Consider the following 16,811-nt stretch of genomic DNA (forward strand, 5'->3'; position numbering starts at 1 on the left):
ATGTTAAACATTAACTTTTGGCTGAATATACGGCGTTTTTTTAGCCATGTGGCTATTACCGAAAAAACTACATAAAGCGTTGAGCAATCCACATTATTAAGCTATTCTTCCCGCTATGGGATTGATAAGTTCTCCAAAAGGCAGCAGGCAGCTTTGCTGGGCGGTGTGCATCGCCATTTTTGCGCTGTTCCTTGTGCTGGCAGCGTTCCATGTACCTTCTTTCCGGGGCTATACCTGGGATCTTTCACCGGGGTATGGGCCGCAGCTTACCCCGGCGGAGTACGCCGAAAGCGCCTTCCCCGGCTTTTTATCTACCCTGAAGGGCGACTATAGCGCCCAAAGCTTGCCTTGGGGCAGCGTGGTCTACGAGACAGCGGGCATACCCCTTTCTTCTATATATAAGGGCAGTGTCTTTCGTCCTGAATTTACCGCCACCGCCGTTATCGCCGTAAAAGGGGGCGCTGCTTCCGGCATAACCGGTTGGAAAAGCCTGCTTTCTGGTGATTACCCCGTATCCCTCGATATCAAATTCCGCCCCAATTTGGAATATCTCGTCATGGCCATCGCCGCAGGGCTCGACACTCAACCGGGGTCAAAGGCCGCAGGTTCTTATACCCAGGCAATTGCCCTGCTTAAAGAGCTCAAAAAGCAGGGCCGCCTTTCTGAAAACAATGCCGAAGCCCCGGTTGCCATAACCTTTGACTACCGGGCCAGAAGGGCGGCGGCAGCCCAACAGGCGGTAGCTATCGTTGTACCGGAAGAAGGCACCCTGTCGTATACGGTAGGCATCTTTAGCCCTTCGGGCGCTGCTGCCCTGAGCGAAGTAGACCAGAGCCGCCTTGTCAAAGAGGGCTACCTTTTGCCGGGGCAAATGCCCGGTAAAGCAATTGATGACATAAGCGAATTCAACAATGCTCTGCCGGGGATACGGGGTGCCTACAGCAGGCAGGTATTGGGGGAGCAGCTTTTTTCTACCGCCACGTATCAAGAACATCTGTTCTCGTATTTCGCCTTTATCCTCATGCTGACGGCATGGTCTTGCTCATTCTATTACCGCATTGGCGAAGGGGAAACACGGCGGCAGTTTTTGGCAGTAAGCGCCCTCCTTCTTTTCTGGGTCACCTTAAGGATGATAAAGATTGAAGCCTTTAATGGCGATCTGGTGCGGTATCTTTGGTACCTGTTCTATATCCCCATGATTTTTATTCCCCTGCTGCTGTTCCGCATAGGGCTTTCAATCGGCGATCTCTTAAATGGAAAGAACAAGAAAACGTGGCAAGGGGTGTATCGGTTTTCTTTTTGGTTAAGCGTATTACTGCTGCTTATGGTTTTTACCAACGACCTGCACCAGCTGGTTTTTTCCTTCCACAAGGGAGTAGACTATTTTGAAATATACGGGTATGGCGTTTTTTATTATATTATCGCGTTCCGTGTTTTTTGTTTTGTTATTGCCTTTGTTATAATTGCGGTAGTTTCCACCTGGAAAAAAATTCGTGTTCCCCTTATACCTATGGCGCTGGTGTTCTGCTTTTTCATTTTCTGCAATGTGGGCTATGTGCTTTATATTCCTGTTATCAGGATATCTGAAATAACCTTGACCTATTCCTTTTCCGCTTTGGCCTTTATAGAAATTGCCCTCCAGTCGCGCCTTATCCCCAACAACATCAAATACGGCAGGCTCTTCCGTTCTGCCCCATGCAGCGTGCAGATATTCTCCGGCTTTGCGCTTGCCCAGGGGAGAGCCATAAAACCTGAGTATAAAACAGCCGCAGCAGGAATACTGCCTGCCGCTTTTTTTGAACAGCTAAAAAAAATGGATAGCAAAAGCCCCCAGTCGATAGTAGTACCGGGCACTGAAAATATCCGGTATGACACGTACCCCATAACCGGGGGTATAGCTGTTGCAGGCATTAATCTGGATAAGATTGTTACTCTTACTGCTACTTTAAAAGAATACAACAAACAGCTGGAAGAACAGAATATCCGCCTGCATGCAGCAGAACACATTAAAAGGGAAACTGCGGAAGTCAAGCACAAACACGCGGTGTACGCCGCCATAGATCAGATACTGAAAGAAAAATCCCATGAACTGCAAAAATTGCTCGACCTTTCCGAAGATCCCGGGGATGGTGAAAAGAAAAGCGCCCTGATCCGTCTTATGGTAAATTACTGTAAACGGCGGAGCGGCCTTGCCATCGCCTGCGCAGGGGGCGAGAAAGTTCATATTGCGGATCTCAGTATTATACTCGAAGAAGCCCTGCACGAAAGCGGTGTTTCAGGGGTTGCCCGTTTTTCCCGGGATTTTCTGCTCGACGCTGAAATAGCAGCAGAAGTGTACGACTATTTTGAGCAAACCTTGCGCCTCTTTATTACTGAAGGGAAAGGTAAAACAGGCGACAAATCCGTAGTAGTGTATATGAAGGGCGAAGAGACGCATCTGGAATTCCGCATGGTAGAAAGCATATCCAATAAAGGAGATCTGCTCTTAAGGATATTCCCTTTGGACACAAAGGAAGAAAACCATGTATAGCATGTACTTTCTTGCACCCTTTAGGGAACTTACCACCTTTATTTTTGCCCTGGCAGTGATTGTCCAATGCTTCCGTCTGTTTTTGCTGTTTACCGCTCATGAAAAATCGACGTTCCTTTCGAGGAAAGTTTTTGAAACGGCCTCGCTCTTTTACCTCTTTTTTTGGGGGGCAGCCTTTACTATCTTTTTGGAATACCTCAATGACGGCATCTTCTTAACCTTGCCTTTTACCGGACAATTTCTTAATTCTTATCCGTTTTTTCTTTTTATTGTGTTCAGCAATGCCCTTTTGGCGGTATCTGTTTTTTACCGGTGCTATCATGAAGTAAAGCAGCGACCTTTAAGCATAAACCGCCTGTCAGTTAAAGAAACCATTGACCACATGGGCTTAGGCGTTCTCTACGCTGACCTCAAAGGGAGGCCGGTACTGGTAAACAGCGCCATGCGCTCTATTCTTGTGCAGCTTGGGCTAAAAGGGAATATCAATCTTGGGCAGCTCCGCGAACAGCTGACCCAGGGCATCGCCCTGGGCGATACTATTAAACTATCTTTTAGCAGTGATACTGCGAATAGTACCAGTTCCCACTGGCTCTTTTCATTTGACATCATTAGTGTCAATGGCAGGCGCTATACCCAGGTGCTGGCGGCCGACATCACAGAGGAAGAAGAACTCAACCGCCAAATTGATAAGGCAAACCATACCCTGCAAGAACAAAGCGAGCATATAACCCTGGCAATAGACCAAATAGAAGAAACCGAAAAGGCGAAAGCCCTGCTCCATGCAAAAATGGATCTCCACGACCGCATGGGGCAGAGTATCGCCCTGCTTGGGCAAGCCCTCGCTCCAGGAGGCGGCGGAAGCGAAAAAATGGAAACCCTGCGCCCCCTTATCGCCGAGTTTACCGCCCTTGCATCTTTGAGCGGGGATTCAAGCGCAGAAGCAACGATACAAGAAAGCGAAGATCTCCTTCCTTTGGAAAAGTACCGCGAGCTGGGAATCGGCATGCATATTGAGGGGAACGAGGCTCCCCCCGGTAGGTTGCCGCCCCTCACGCATCTGAGCGGAAACGCTGCCGCCGCCCTAAGCGCAATACTGCGCGAATGCATTACCAACGCCGTGCGCCATGCCGGCGCACGCAACATCTTTGCCCGCATCGAGGAAAAAGCAGATGCCCTTACCGTGAAAATTACCAACGATGGGCCTCTGGGCGGAACGAAAAGCAAGGACGGCGCCCTACCCTTCCATGAAGGAACTGGCATTCAAGGCATGCGCTTCCGTGCCGCCCAGGCAGGCGGCGAAGTAACTATAGAACAAGGCCCGCCCTTCACTGTTATAATCAACGTGCCCATAAAGGAATTACGCCATGATTAACCTGGTCATTGTCGAAGACCATGCCCTGCTGCAAGACACCCTTGCCAAATCTCTCCGCGCCGAAAAGGACATTACCGTCGCCGCCTGCATAGACGACGCCGACGACGCCCCTGCCCTTGTTGCCGCCCTCAAGCCCGATCTTGTGCTTATGGACGTCGTTACGGGCAAAGAAGCCGCGGGCAAGGGCAGCTTTTCCCCCCTCAAAAAGGCCAACGGCATCGCCGTAGCCGCCCGTATCCACCGGGATCAGCCCGACGTCAAAATCATCATCATCACCGCCTACCCGGAAGTGAGCTTTATTGAGCAGGCAAAGGAAGCAGGCGCCCAGGGATTTGTCTATAAGAACGCCGGCGCTTCTTCCCTCATTTCCGTAATTCGCAGCGTCATGGACGGGTACACCAACTACCCCCTTGCCCCCGCCGCTCAAATGCCTGCTACCTGCGCCCTCACCCCGGATGAGTTACGCGTCCTCCGCCTTGTGTGCCAAGCCAAGAGCCGGAAGGAAATCGCTGCGGACATAGGGGTCTCCGAAAGCACCGTCAAAGCCCACATCGCCGAAATCCTCGCCAAAACCGGTTTCGACACGATCTGGAAGCTCGCCATCTATGCCGTCCAAAACGGATTCATCGTGCCGGGATCAGAGGGATAGCAGCACAAACCATGAAAAAGGCCATACGGAATGCCCGGAACGGGGCTGCTGTTGCGCTTATAGCAGCCGGCATCGTTATCCTCCTTTACATCTCCTTTAGTCTTTCCCTCTATAAGGAAGGGGAAGGGCCCCTCTATATCAACCTGCGGGAGTACGCCCTCTACGGCAAAAAGGGGTTTGAGCCTGCCGACACCCTGGCTCAGGCGGCAAGGGGCCGCTGGGAAGTGATTGCCCCAGCGGGTGATACATCCCTGGCGATTGTCAAGAAGAAGTTCAGCGGCCTGCCGCGCCGCGTTTTCCTTTCGCCCTTTGGATCGCCCCCGGAGCACTTTGCCTACCGTATCAGCTTCCCGGTATCCTCCGATGCCCTTGCCTTTTTGCGGCGCGACCGCCGCACTGTACCGGGGCTCTTTATCGCCGCCCTGGGGGATAACTGGGAGGTTTACCTTAACGGTGTCCTTATCCGCAGCGAGCTCCACCTGGATAGCTCGGGCCGCCTTGCCGAGCACCGCGCCCAGCGGAAGGTGCGCTTCCCCTTTGCCGAAGACCTCCTTGTGGAGGGCGCCAACACCCTCGTCCTGCACCTGGTGGGCGACCCCAACCACGACAACCTGGGGCTTTATTACGGTACCCCCGTCTACATCGACGATTACGAAAAGATTGCCTCCTCCAGCCGCGAGACAGGCACCATTGCGTTGATTGGCATGTATCTCTTTTTGGGACTCTACCATTTTATCATCTTTTTCCAGCGCCGCGACGTGTGGTACAACCTCTACTACGGCTTTTTTTCCTTGTGCATGGGCATCTACTTTTTAACCCGCCTTTCGTGCATCTATGACTTTAATCCCAACACCGATATCTGGTCGCGCCTGGAGTTCGCCTCGCTCTTCTTTTTCCTGCCCCTGCTCTCCTGTTTTTTCCAGAGCCTTACCCAGGGGAGGCCCCGGTTCCCGGCAAAGCTGATGCTTGCCATAGGCGGGGCCATGGCGCTGACAGAGGCGGTGTTTACCCCACAGTTTGGCGAAGACTGCATTAACCTCTTTTACATCCTGGGGATAATCGAAATCCTCTATATATTTGCAATAAACTTTGGCTACGAGTTTTTCTACCGCGCGTATATCTCATGGAAAACTGCCCCCCGCCGCCGCGAAGACGGCACCCCCTTTACCCTCCTCGACGACCTTACCTGGAACTTAATCCACGCCCCCATGGGGAATCTTGCACTGGGCATCGTGCTTGTGTTTGTAACGGGCATGTTCGACTTTATCGATTCCGCCTTTCTTAACTGGGGAATACTTACCAGCCGCTTTGGCTTTACCATCTTTACCCTGGGGGCCGCCTTTATCCTTGCCCGCCGCTTTAGCGAGATGTACCGGGAGCTTCACGACCTCAACGCATCCCTGGAATCTACCGTGGAAGAGCGCACCCTGGCGCTCCGCGAGCAGACCCGGCTGGCCGTAAGTGCATCCCGCGCCAAAACCAACTTCCTTGCCAACATGAGCCACGAAATCCGCACCCCCCTTAACGCGATTATGGGTTACAGCGAACTGGAATTGGAAGCGAAAAGTAATACTGCGAATAAGGAAAACTCCGTTTTCCGCCTGGAACAAATACACCAGTCGGGGGCGGCCCTTCTTTCGATTATCAACGATGTGCTGGACATTTCCAAAATAGAATCGGGCAGGCTGGAGCTTATCCCTGCCGAATACGATCTTGCGAGCTTGATAAACGACACAGTCTCCCTTAACACCGTGCGCATAGGCAGTAAGTCCATCGCCTTCCGCCTGGAACTCGACGCTGCACTGCCCAAGAGCCTAATAGGAGACGAACTCCGCATACGCCAAATCCTCAACAACCTGTTGAGCAACGCCATTAAGTACACCAGGGAAGGTGAAGTCCGCTTTACCGTTGCCCAGGAAGACAGCACGGGCGGCGACTCTGGCGACCTGTACCTTGTGTTCACCGTAGCCGACACCGGCATTGGCATCAAGGCTGAAGAGCTGGACAAAATCTTTGACGAATACGACCGCGCCGACCAGGAAGCCAACCGCAACATCGAAGGAACAGGCCTCGGGCTTTCCATTACACGGCAGCTTGTGCTTCTTATGGGGGGCACCATTACTGTGCAAAGCGAATACGGCTCCGGCAGCGTCTTTACCGTAAAAGTGCGCCAAAAAGCCGTCTATATAGGTGACACCATAGGGGAAACCGCCCGGGATGCATTGCAGAACTTCAGCTACCACGACAGCCGCCTAAAGGCCGAGATCGATTTTGATCGCGCCGACCTCTCCTCCGCCCGCGTCCTCGTGGTCGATGACGTTGCCTCCAATATACAAGTGGCACAGGGTTATCTCGACCTCTACCACCTCGCCATCGACAGCGCCTCTAGCGGCGAAGAAGCCCTGGCAAAGATAATGGAAACCCCTTACAACCTTGTGTTCATGGACCACATGATGCCCGGCATGGACGGCATCGAGACCGTCCGCCGCTTTAGGGAATGGGAAGCAGAACACGCCAAAGAATACGCTTTGCGTAATCCACACATTCCCATTGTTGCGCTTACTGCAAACGCCCTTATTGGCAATGACGAGATGTTTGCTTCTAATGGCTTCGACGGTTTTTTGAGCAAGCCCCTGCGCGCATTGGAATTGGACAAAATACTGTTGCGCTTTATCCCGAAGGAATTGCAAAAGGCTGCGACAAAGGAAGAAACAGCCGTGCCGCTTAGCCCTTATGCGGCGGATCACGCCCCTCACCCTGCAATCAACGGCATGGATAGCGCCCTCGGCCTCGAACGCACCGGCGGCGAAGAAGAAGGCTATCTCTACGTACTCAATAGTTTCTGCACCGACAGCAAAGAACGCATCGACACCCTGCGCCACATGCTGTACCACTTCTCGCAATTAAAAAACACTGCCTCCGGCGTGGATCTTCCGCAGGAAAATACCCAATCCTTCTCCATATTCACCCTGCTCATGCACGCCCTCAAGAACGCCCTCTATTCCATCGGGGCAGACACCCTCTCGAAAGAAGCAGGAGCCATAGAGCAGCTCGGCAAAGAAGCCAAGCTCGCCGCAGTCATCGCTCAAGGCCAGACCTTTTACCTGGCTTTTAAGGAGTTCAACGAAACTCTCGACACCGCCCTCCACGGGAGTGGCGAAACCCTCTAACAAAAAGGAAATCATAGTATGGAAAACAAAGCAGAGAAGCCAATTAACATACTCATCGTCGAAGACCAGGTATTGCTCAGAGAATCGCTTGAAAAACTGCTGGAAGCCCAAAAAGATATGCATGTTTCAGGCACATTAAGCTACGCCGCAGATGCCCTGGACTTTTGCCGCAAAAAGAAACCCCACCTTATCCTTATGGATGTACTCACTTCGGACAGCCTGTCCACCTCAGACGGCGCTGACGAAACAGAACACAGCCGCATTCAAATCAATGGCATAGAGGCTGCCCTGGACATACGCTTCGAATTCCCGGATATCAAAATCGTCATCATGACCGCCTTCCCCGAAATCACCTTTATCGACGCCGCCCACCACGCCGGGGTGCAGAGCTTTATTTATAAAAGCATCTCCAGCGACACCATGCTCAACATAATCCGCAACACAATGGGCGGCTACTCCGTCTACCCCGACCGCATCCCCCGGGAACTCGTCAAAACCCCCAAATTCACAGAACGGGAAATCAAAACCCTCAGGCTCCTCGCCCAAGCCAAAACCCGCAAAGAAATCGCCGCCGCCCTGGACACCACCGAAGGTACCCTTAAAGCAATCATTACCGGCATCCTCAACAAAACAGGCTACGATAATATCATGCAGTACGTTGTCCACGCCGTAAGCTCAGGCATCATCAGCCCTAAAGGCTAATAGCTCAAGTTTAGTTGCTGGATACCGTACAATTTGGAGTTTTGCCATGCCAAGCGGGACCATCAACGGCTTTTACTTCTTCCCCGAATGCAGCACAAACTCCATCTGCTCTGCATTCTGCTTAATCAGATTATACCAGAGGGCTTTTTTCTTGGGCACTTCGGGGCTTTTCCGCCCTATGGCTTTAAGCTTTTCGTATACGTTTACTGCGTTCTTTGCGGCGCCCCAGGCTTTGAGGTAGTTGCCCTGGAAGATCTGGGGGGCCCTGGCGTCTATCTCGCGGTCTATAGTGTCGAGGTAGGATTTGAGGAGCATGTCGTATTTGTCGGTGACGCCCCGGAGGTAGTCCAGGAGAAGCCGCTCGAATTGGGGGAGCTGCTCGATGAGGGAAATAAGGGTTTTGAGGAGTTCCACAGCGCCTGCATAATCTTCGTCCTGCAGGTAGGCTTTGGTGGTCATGCGGAAAAGCTGTATAAGGGAATCGTTGGTGATGGTCTGCATGCCGTATATGGGCTTGGCTGGGGTGAGGTTGAACTTGGGCATAGACTGGGCTGCTTTGGAAAGGACTTCCATAAGATCCAAAAAAATCCGCTGCTCCCAGAGGTTGTTGCCGATAGAGCCGAAAAGCCGCTGAAGCTCCTCGCTGAACTTTTCCTTATAGAGATCTTCGGGCCTGAAGACTGCCTCGCAGGTGGGGATCATGACACCCTTGAATTCAATCTGTCCGGTTTCCAAAAAGTAGACTGCGTTGTGCCTGAAGATGGCGCACTTTTCCTTTTCGTTTTCCTTTATATAATTCATGACCACCTGCTTGGCAACCATGATGCGAGATTCCTTGGGGGAAAGCTCGTTTGCCCTGGTCTGGAGACGGGCGCCTGAATTGAGGAGGAAGCCGGCGAGGTTCCCCTTTTCCGTGATGATGAGGGGGCTTTGGGTATTGCCGCCGGTAATGCCTGCGGAGATCTTGAAAACCGGCAGGGCTGCTTCGGCTTCACCTTCCCGCCTGGTGGGGATATTGGGATCGTCCACCACGTTGGTCTTGCCAAAGTAGTCGATGATGCTCAGGGTTACGGTAAGGGCATCGGTGGCGCTGGCGGCTATGACCACCATCTCGTCGCCCCGCTCCCTGTGGCTCACAGCCTGGCATTTTGTGGAAATCCGGTTGCCCACGCTTTCCATGGCATGGTCAAAGGTGTGCATCATCGAAAGATTCTTGCGGGAATCCATGCAGAACTGGGTATAGCCATGTATGTCCAGCATGGCGATATAGAGGTTCGAAATCTGGAGGGTGGTCTTGAGGTCGCCTGCCTGGGGGAACTGTTTGTCGGGGATCACAAGTTCCCGCCAGAGCCGCTTGTGGGTATCAAAATGTATGTCCGAAAAAAAGCCCCAGTTGAGCTTTTTGATAAGCTCGAAAAGGCGCATCATCACAGGGTGGGTACGGGAACTGCGTAAAACAGGGGCGGCAAACTCCTTGAGGCCGGAGAATACGGTAATCTCCTTGTTTATGACTTTGTCGTATAAAAAGGAAAATAACTCGTCTTCGGAAGTTGTGTCTGTAAATTCTGCTAAACTATTCACGCTGATCCTTTGATAGACTATATCATAAAAAAAAAAGAATTTATAGTATTAAAATCATTTTTGATATATATTATTAATGGGGGGTCTATGGAAAACGCGGAGCTTTTAAACAATTCGGGAATAGCCCTGACCGAAGCCAACAGGCCCAACGAGGCCATACCCCTTTTCCAGAAGGCGCTGGTACTGGAGCCCGAAAACCCCCTGCTCTGGATGAACCTCGGCATTGCCCAGCAGCGCACGGGCGAGTACGAGGACGCCCTGGAGAGCTTCCATCATGCGGTCGATATTGATGATGACATGGCGGAAGCCTGGGGCTGCATGGGTCTTATCTACTATGAGATGGAGAAGTTTGAGGAGGCCGAAGAATTCTACCATGCCTCTCTTTCCCGGGAGAACGCCTCGCCCAAAGTATGGAATAACCTGGGGGTCCTCTACTTTTCCGAAGGGAATTACGAGGAAGCCCGCAGCTGTTTTGAGGAAGCCCTCATATACTCCCCCCTTTTTTATGATGCCCTTTTCAATATACGGGATACCTGCAGGGAACTCAAAGATTACCGGGCTGCCGCTGAATTCGAGAGGGTGCTTTCGAGCCTTTCGCCCAGCGACAGGGTCCTGTCAGCCAGGTAGCATAAAATGAAAATCCTCTATATCGCCGAAATCGTGGGCAAAGCCGGGGTTTATGCCTATAAAAAGGGGCTTCCGGAGCTTAAGTCACGCTTCAACCCCGATTTTATCATTGCCTGCGCGGACGGCGCTACCGGCGGCAGCGGCCTCGGGCGGAACCATGCGGCATATCTGCACAAGCTGGGCGCCAATGCGCTCACCCTGGGCGAATGTTGTTTCTTCAAGAAAGACCTCACCGAGAATTTGGCGAAAATCTCCTATGTGCTCAGGCCCGACAACCTCAACCCCGAAGCCCCGGGCATTGGTTCAAGGGTCTTCAAAGCGGGCAATCTCAAAGTGGCAGTGGCTGTGCTTCTTGGCCAGAGCAGCTTCCGCCGCATCCACAGCTCAAGCCCCTTTTCAGGTCTCCCGGCCCTGCTCGAAAGGCTCAGGCTCGAAACCCCTTTCACCTTCATCGACTTCCATGCCCAGGCCACGGCAGAGAAGCAGACTTTTTTCGCCATGGCGGATGGGCATTGCTCGGCAGCCATCGGCTCCCACTGCAGGGTGCAGACTGGGGACGCAAAAGTCCTTCCCGGCGGCACGGCTGTCATCACCGATGCGGGGCGCACAGGCAGCCAGAATTCCGTCGGCGGGACCGAGCCTGATTCCCGTATACAAGAATACCTGACAGGCATACCCGACTGGACCAAGGAAGCCTGGGCAAAGCCTGAACTCCAGGGCGTCCTCATCGATATAGGCGATGACGGCAAGGCCCGTTCCATAGAACGGGTACAGCATGAAGTGCCGGATGCGCCGAATTCAGGGCAAGAGGATAATCCGGATGAAGATGATGATTGAAACCGGCAGAATCTCCGCCATCGCAGGCAGCACAATCACGGTTCAGCAGGATGCGTTCTCATCGTTCAAGAATTCCGAAGCCTGTTTCGGCTGCATGAACCAGGAATGCAAAGAAAAACAGGGATATATCAGCGTTTCGAATCCCCTCAAGCTCCCCCTGGAAATTGGCAGCCAGGTTGAAACAGAAATATCACCGAAAATGATCCTTGGCCAGGCGTTTTTTGCATTGATACCGCCGCTTGCGGGGTTCATTGCGGGCTTTTTGCTTGCGGGATTGATTTTCCCCTCTATTGGAGACCCCGGAAAAGCTTTTGGAGGCGTTATCCTGATGTTTGCGGGCGCTTTTGGATTTTACTTCTATAGGAAGCGGCATCCTGTTAAGGTCTTGCCAAGAGTCGTCAGGATTTTGCCTCAATAATATTTTCCTAAAGACTTGTTGATTTCTACAAAAGCGAGTATATTTAATATAGGAGTTTGTCGAATTATCCTTCTATAAATGGAGGGCGCAAGCTCCAGGACCCGTCTTTGGAAGGTTCAATTTTGCCGGGCCGCAAGGCCGGCGCAAGCGTCTAGGGAAAATCCCAAACGCGAAGGAGTCACTATGAAAGGGCCTAAAGGTTACATGGATCTGGGCACTATCTTCGACGAAATTTTCGAAGCCACCCGGAATTTTCAGGATGAATTCCACCGGAATTTTAACCCCTTTGGGGAGGGCTGCGGCCCACGCTGGAATTTCGATGAGAATACCGACTACTATCCCAACTATTCCTATCCTCCCATGAACGTTTACATGACGGCGGACCGGAGCATGATCTTCGAGTTTGCCCTTGCGGGCTTCGACGAAAAGGACATCACCCTCTCTTTCCAGGGTGACTACATGGTCTTTTCCGCTACCCTGCCCCAGGTGAAAAACGGGGAGGAGCTTCCTGCCGGAGAAAACCCGCGCTACTTTAAGCGCCGCCTTAAGATGAAGGACATCGAAAAGCAGAAGTACTTCGTGCCCCTGGACAAGTACGCCCAGGACAAAGTCAAGGCGGTCTACAAAAACGGCATACTCAAGGTGGCTATCCCCCCCAAGGACGAGCCCGATCAGAGCGACGGCATCAAGATCGAGATAGTTAAGGAAGGAGTTTAGGGTTTCACCCTCTATTCCCTGAATTTGCACATATCCGATATTTTCTTCTCAAAACCTCGTTATCAGCGTGGATATTATTTGTAGTAATACGATATTATTGAAGCCACATCCGATAACGAGGAGAATTGATGATGAAAATCGGCGTTAATACTGTATTATTCAAGGATTTCACCCTGCGGGAGACCTTTGCGGCTATTTCCCGTGCCGGCTACGACGGGGTGGAAATCTCTGCCATCCAGGGCATGTGCGAACATTTGGTGCTGGACAACTGGGCCGCGCAAGCCCAGGAGATTCTTGCCCTTTCAAAGCAGTACAACCTTGCCCTGCTTTCCATGGAAGTCACTGTCCTGGACGAGGCAAGGCTGGAAAAAGCCTTTGCGGCTGCCAAAGCCCTGGGTATCCCCGTGATCAATGTAGGCCCCGGCGGCAAATCCGGGGATGAAGCAACCCTCAAGGAATCCCTTGCAACACTCAAAGCCCGTTCAGAGCTGGCTGCGAAATATGGCGTCACTCTCTGCGTAAAAGCCCATGTGGGCGCTGCAATCTACAATACCCCCACTACCCTCGAAGCCATGAAAGCTATCCCCCTGGATTCTTTCGGCATCGACATGGATCCCAGCCACATTCACCGGGCTGGGGAAACCCCCAAAGAAAGCCTCAAGGCAGTCATTGCAAGGGTTAAGCACATCCATATCCGGGACTGCAAGGGATTGGGGCCTTCTCCCGGGGAACCGGGCCTCCAGACCTGTGGAAGGGGCGATATCGATCTTTTCGGTTATTTCAAAGTTTTGGCAGATGCCAAATACGAAGGCCCTGTATGCCTCGAAGTGATAGGCCCTTCCCAATCCATTGAACAGGCAATCACCATCGCTGCCGAAAGCATGGGCTTTATAAGAGCCTGCTTAAAAAACCTCAGCATACGCTAAAAGGAGATGAATAATGAAGAAACCTAATCTGCTCTTTGTAGGCATCGACAGTTTGAGGCGTGATCACATGAGTCTCTACGGCCACACAAACCTCACCACCCCCCATCTGGATAAATATGCCAAGTCAGGGGCTGTATGGAACAAGTGTTTCAGTGCATCCATCCCCACTACCTCGGGGTACGCCAACATGCTCACAGGCCATGATGTTTTCGGTACCGACATAGTTGCCTTGCGCCACAAGGGGTCTTATGCGCCGGGTGTCAAAACCCTCCCGGAGATCCTCAGGGAAAACGGCTATGCCACAAGCTGCGTGGGCTTTACCGGGAACCCCGCCAGCCGGGGCTTTGACAAGTACATCGATTTTGAAGGCTGGGGATCTTTTGCGGAGGGCCGTTCTCATAAAGCCGAAAATCTCAATGATGTTACCATTCCTGAACTGAAACGCCTGGCTGCCCAGGATAAGCCCTTCCTCCTCTTTTTGAGGCATATGGATCCCCATGCTCCTTATCTTCCCCCAAGGCCCTTCGAAAGGCTCTTCTATGCCGAAAATGAATTCGACAAAAAAAACAAATCCCTTGATCCGGTTTATGCCTTTAAGCCTTTCTCCGATTTTTTCAAATCATGGTTCCCGCCGGGATGTACTGATGCCGAGTACATCAAGGCGCAGTACGATGGCGAAATCGCCTATATGGATTCGTGCATCGCAGTATTGCTGGAAGAAGTCAGAAAATTGGGCATTGAGGATGAAACCCTCATCGTCTTTACTTCCGATCATGGCGAAACCCTTTACGATCATGACTGTTTCTTTGATCATCACGGCCTTTACGAATGCACCTTAAGCGTTCCCCTGATTTTCCGCTACCCCAAAAAGATCCCCGCAGAAACACGCTTTGACGATATTGTCACCCTCAAGGATGTGCTTCCCACTATCCTGGATATCATGGGCATTAACCGCAAAGGTATCCCCATGGAAGGGCGGAGCCTCCTGGCCCGCATGACCGGGGGTGGATTAAAACAAGAGCCTGAATTCTACATCACCGAATGTACCTGGATGAGGAAGCATGGCTGGCGCACACCCCAGTATAAACTTATCAGGGCTTTGGAGCCTGACTTCCACCACAAACCGGAAACGGAGTTATACGATCTTGTCCGCGATCCCGGGGAAAATGACAATATCGCAAAAAAAGAACCGGAAATTGTAAAAGTACTAACGGATCGCATGGACAAATGGATCAAGAAACGGGAAAAGGAAACAGGACGTACCGCCCCCTCGTTTACCAATATCCACTGGCACGGCATTGAAGGCCGGGGGGTTTTTAAGACATCCGATGAAGCCTACAATACCATGTATATAGGCGGTATCCAGGCAGCGCAGAAACTTCAGGAATCCCAAAAGAAGGATAAAAAATAAATGCTTAAGGTCTGCGTTATCGGTATGGGCCACATCGGAAATCTCCACGCAAAGATCTACCGCGAAAGGAAGGACTGCACCCTTGCCGCAATTTGCGACAAAATCCCTTCCATCGCGGAAGAAAGTGGGAAGCGCCACAGCGTAAAATGGTACACCGATGCTGCCGATATGCTTGCCAAAGAAAAGCCTGACATTGTTTCTGTGGCTACCGGAGGTTTTGAATACTCTTCGGATCACTACGAGCCTACCATCCAGGCTTTGAAAGCAGGCTGCCATGTGCTGGGCGAAAAGCCCATTTCCAACGATCTCCGCCATGGAACAGAAATGGTAAGGACCGCCAAAGAAATGGGGGTCTGTTATGCCATAGACCTTAACCACCGCTTTACGCCGGCAGCACGGACCGCAAAAAAGTGGCAGAACGAAGGCCTCGTCGGTGGGCTTCTCTTCTGCAACATGGCCCTCTGGATAGGAAAGCCCCAGGACCTTGATTCGCCCTACTACCACCTTAAAGCCCTGAACCCCCACAGTGTGGACATCATGCGTTATTTCATGGGAGATGTGGATGAAGTTTCCTGCTTCGCAATGACAGCTCCGGGGCGCAACATCTATTCCACGGCTTCCATCAACATGAAATTCAAGTGCGGCGCTGTGGGGCATCTTACATCAAGCTATGATATTGCCCGGGGCCATCCCATGGAACGCTGTGAAGTTGCAGGGCTCAAGGGCCGGTTGATCTTCGAAGATATGTGGCGGGAGGCAACCCTTTACCCCTCGGGCGATCCCGTCAAGATGCAGTACACCAACCCTGTGTTCGGGGGCTTTGAAAGTTTTGATGACACCTTTAGGGATCGCATTGGCAGTTTTGTGGAACAGATAGCCCGTGGGGATAAGCCGGAAGAGATCGACGGATCAGGGGAAGCCGGGCTTGCGGCCCAAAGGGTAATACACGCTGCCATAGCCTCTCTCAAAGAAGGCGGCAAAGTCGTCCGGGTGGACGACACGGAGGAATAATGAGCTGCCTAAGCTGGGCTTCCCTGGGGGGAGATTCAGGATGCCCCGTGAAGGTGAACGAACGCATCCAGAGCACCATGTACAGGCACAGCCACGAGTTTTTTGAATTCGTCTATGTCGAAGAAGGGTTCTGCCTTCATTTCTCGGGGTCAGGAGTGGAACTACTCATGGGAGGGGATCTCCTTGCCATGAGTCCGGGAATGGAGCATTACTACTGGTGCAAAAAAAATATCACTATAGTGAACATCATGTTCCTGCCGGAAATTTTTTCCGGATTAATGAAAGACATCAAATCCCTGCCGGGCATGGAAGATTTTTTCGAAGGGAAGCTCCAGAACCCCCTCCTGAGCCATTTAAGTTTTGACGACAGGGAAGAAATGCGCAGGATCATCAACGCCCTGCGAAAGGAAGAAGAGCAGAAAATTGTTGGCTGGGAACTCAGAAGCAAGGCCCTGCTGACAAACGTGATTATAATTCTTTCCAGGGTTGTGAACACCAGGTTCTCAAAGCAGGGAAACAAGAACCCCTACCTTGGCTATACCCTTAAAACAGTGGAGCGCATCGAAGAAAATTATTCAGAAGCCCTGACTGTGAGAGATTTGGCGGGTAGCCTGGGCATTGGGCCTGATCACCTTACACGGCAGTTCCACCAGATCATGGGGATAACCCCGACTGAGTATCTGAGGCGCCGCCGTTTTGCAAAGGCTTTGGAACTGCTGCGAAAACAGCAGCCAGTGTCAGAAGTTTATGCTGCATCGGGATTCAGAAGCATCAATTATTTTTCCAGGGAGTTTAAAAACCTTTTTAAAATGACCCCCAGCGAATTCAAACGCCAGGCGAAGTTGAACAAATAAATCAAT

Annotated in this window: 14 protein-coding genes; 13 read left to right on the forward strand and 1 reads right to left on the reverse strand. The window is 51.9% G+C overall.

What is annotated here, in order from left to right; all coding sequences use genetic code 11:
• Window positions 1–115: 115 nt before the first annotated feature.
• Genes TREAZ_RS12750 through TREAZ_RS12770 form a run of 5 tightly spaced genes read left to right on the forward strand, consistent with a single transcriptional unit; the run spans window position 116 to window position 8,423 of the window.
• Entirely contained in the window at window positions 116–2,530 is a 2,415-nt protein-coding gene (locus TREAZ_RS12750; protein WP_015712285.1) for a histidine kinase N-terminal 7TM domain-containing protein, read from the forward strand.
• On the forward strand, window positions 2,523–3,902 hold the full coding sequence (locus TREAZ_RS12755) for an ATP-binding protein (protein ID WP_015712286.1): 1,380 nt from the start codon (window positions 2,523–2,525) through the stop codon (window positions 3,900–3,902). Before TREAZ_RS12750 ends, TREAZ_RS12755 begins: the two co-directional genes overlap by 8 nt.
• Window positions 3,895–4,551 carry a response regulator transcription factor gene (locus TREAZ_RS12760; protein WP_015712287.1) on the forward strand — a complete coding sequence of 219 codons (657 nt, stop codon included), beginning with the start codon at window positions 3,895–3,897 and terminating at the stop codon, window positions 4,549–4,551. The genes TREAZ_RS12755 and TREAZ_RS12760 overlap by 8 nt, the downstream gene beginning before the upstream one ends.
• Window positions 4,552–4,562: 11 nt before the next feature.
• Window positions 4,563–7,721 (forward strand): ATP-binding protein, encoded by a 3,159-nt coding sequence (locus tag TREAZ_RS12765; protein WP_015712288.1) that lies wholly within the window; start codon window positions 4,563–4,565, stop codon window positions 7,719–7,721.
• 18 nt (window positions 7,722–7,739) lie between these two features.
• Window positions 7,740–8,423 carry a response regulator transcription factor gene (locus TREAZ_RS12770; RefSeq protein ID WP_015712289.1) on the forward strand — a complete coding sequence of 228 codons (684 nt, stop codon included), beginning with the start codon at window positions 7,740–7,742 and terminating at the stop codon, window positions 8,421–8,423.
• Between the two features lie 72 nt (window positions 8,424–8,495).
• Here the strand turns inward: TREAZ_RS12770 and TREAZ_RS12775 are convergent, their stop codons facing one another.
• Window positions 8,496–10,004: a hypothetical protein gene (locus TREAZ_RS12775; protein WP_015712290.1), complete on the reverse strand. Its 1,509-nt coding sequence runs from the start codon at window positions 10,002–10,004 to the stop codon at window positions 8,496–8,498.
• Between the two features lie 87 nt (window positions 10,005–10,091).
• Here TREAZ_RS12775 and TREAZ_RS12780 point away from each other — a divergent pair, with 87 nt between their 5' ends.
• The 8 genes from TREAZ_RS12780 to TREAZ_RS12815 all read left to right on the forward strand — a co-directional run bounded on the left by TREAZ_RS12780 (window position 10,092) and on the right by TREAZ_RS12815 (window position 16,805).
• Window positions 10,092–10,631: a tetratricopeptide repeat protein gene (locus tag TREAZ_RS12780; protein WP_043923097.1), complete on the forward strand. Its 540-nt coding sequence runs from the start codon at window positions 10,092–10,094 to the stop codon at window positions 10,629–10,631.
• Window positions 10,632–10,637: 6 nt separating this feature from the next.
• The gene (locus TREAZ_RS12785) at window positions 10,638–11,468 is read left to right on the forward strand and encodes a TIGR00282 family metallophosphoesterase (RefSeq protein ID WP_015712292.1); all 831 of its coding nucleotides are present in this window, start codon (window positions 10,638–10,640) and stop codon (window positions 11,466–11,468) included.
• On the forward strand, window positions 11,452–11,886 hold the full coding sequence (locus TREAZ_RS12790) for a SoxR reducing system RseC family protein (protein ID WP_052297686.1): 435 nt from the start codon (window positions 11,452–11,454) through the stop codon (window positions 11,884–11,886). The genes TREAZ_RS12785 and TREAZ_RS12790 overlap by 17 nt, the downstream gene beginning before the upstream one ends.
• Window positions 11,887–12,069: 183 nt before the next feature.
• A complete protein-coding gene (locus TREAZ_RS12795) occupies window positions 12,070–12,603 on the forward strand; it encodes an Hsp20/alpha crystallin family protein (RefSeq protein WP_015712294.1) in 534 nt (177 codons plus the stop codon).
• A 128-nt stretch (window positions 12,604–12,731) separates the two neighbouring features.
• Window positions 12,732–13,529: a sugar phosphate isomerase/epimerase family protein gene (locus TREAZ_RS12800; protein WP_148257816.1), complete on the forward strand. Its 798-nt coding sequence runs from the start codon at window positions 12,732–12,734 to the stop codon at window positions 13,527–13,529.
• A gap of 13 nt (window positions 13,530–13,542) precedes the next feature.
• A complete protein-coding gene (locus TREAZ_RS12805) occupies window positions 13,543–14,940 on the forward strand; it encodes a sulfatase family protein (protein ID WP_015712296.1) in 1,398 nt (465 codons plus the stop codon).
• Window positions 14,941–15,951 carry a Gfo/Idh/MocA family protein gene (locus TREAZ_RS12810; RefSeq protein ID WP_015712297.1) on the forward strand — a complete coding sequence of 337 codons (1,011 nt, stop codon included), beginning with the start codon at window positions 14,941–14,943 and terminating at the stop codon, window positions 15,949–15,951.
• Window positions 15,951–16,805: an AraC family transcriptional regulator gene (locus TREAZ_RS12815; protein WP_043923098.1), complete on the forward strand. Its 855-nt coding sequence runs from the start codon at window positions 15,951–15,953 to the stop codon at window positions 16,803–16,805. Before TREAZ_RS12810 ends, TREAZ_RS12815 begins: the two co-directional genes overlap by 1 nt.
• The last annotated feature ends 6 nt before the right edge of the window (window positions 16,806–16,811 follow it).

This window comes from Leadbettera azotonutricia ZAS-9 (assembly GCF_000214355.1).
Lineage (GTDB): Bacteria > Spirochaetota > Spirochaetia > Treponematales > Breznakiellaceae > Leadbettera > Leadbettera azotonutricia.

Bases quoted from the DNA above. Each gene is read 5' to 3' on its own strand.
- TREAZ_RS12750 (WP_015712285.1), top strand. From the start codon at position 116: ATGGGATTGATAAGTTCTCCAAAAGGCAGCAGGCAGCTTTGCTGGGCG.
- TREAZ_RS12755 (WP_015712286.1), top strand. From the start codon at position 2,523: ATGTATAGCATGTACTTTCTTGCACCCTTTAGGGAACTTACCACCTTT.
- TREAZ_RS12760 (WP_015712287.1), top strand. From the start codon at position 3,895: ATGATTAACCTGGTCATTGTCGAAGACCATGCCCTGCTGCAAGACACC.
- TREAZ_RS12765 (WP_015712288.1), top strand. From the start codon at position 4,563: ATGAAAAAGGCCATACGGAATGCCCGGAACGGGGCTGCTGTTGCGCTT.
- TREAZ_RS12770 (WP_015712289.1), top strand. From the start codon at position 7,740: ATGGAAAACAAAGCAGAGAAGCCAATTAACATACTCATCGTCGAAGAC.
- TREAZ_RS12780 (WP_043923097.1), top strand. From the start codon at position 10,092: ATGGAAAACGCGGAGCTTTTAAACAATTCGGGAATAGCCCTGACCGAA.
- TREAZ_RS12785 (WP_015712292.1), top strand. From the start codon at position 10,638: ATGAAAATCCTCTATATCGCCGAAATCGTGGGCAAAGCCGGGGTTTAT.
- TREAZ_RS12790 (WP_052297686.1), top strand. From the start codon at position 11,452: ATGAAGATGATGATTGAAACCGGCAGAATCTCCGCCATCGCAGGCAGC.
- TREAZ_RS12795 (WP_015712294.1), top strand. From the start codon at position 12,070: ATGAAAGGGCCTAAAGGTTACATGGATCTGGGCACTATCTTCGACGAA.
- TREAZ_RS12800 (WP_148257816.1), top strand. From the start codon at position 12,732: ATGATGAAAATCGGCGTTAATACTGTATTATTCAAGGATTTCACCCTG.
- TREAZ_RS12805 (WP_015712296.1), top strand. From the start codon at position 13,543: ATGAAGAAACCTAATCTGCTCTTTGTAGGCATCGACAGTTTGAGGCGT.
- TREAZ_RS12810 (WP_015712297.1), top strand. From the start codon at position 14,941: ATGCTTAAGGTCTGCGTTATCGGTATGGGCCACATCGGAAATCTCCAC.
- TREAZ_RS12815 (WP_043923098.1), top strand. From the start codon at position 15,951: ATGAGCTGCCTAAGCTGGGCTTCCCTGGGGGGAGATTCAGGATGCCCC.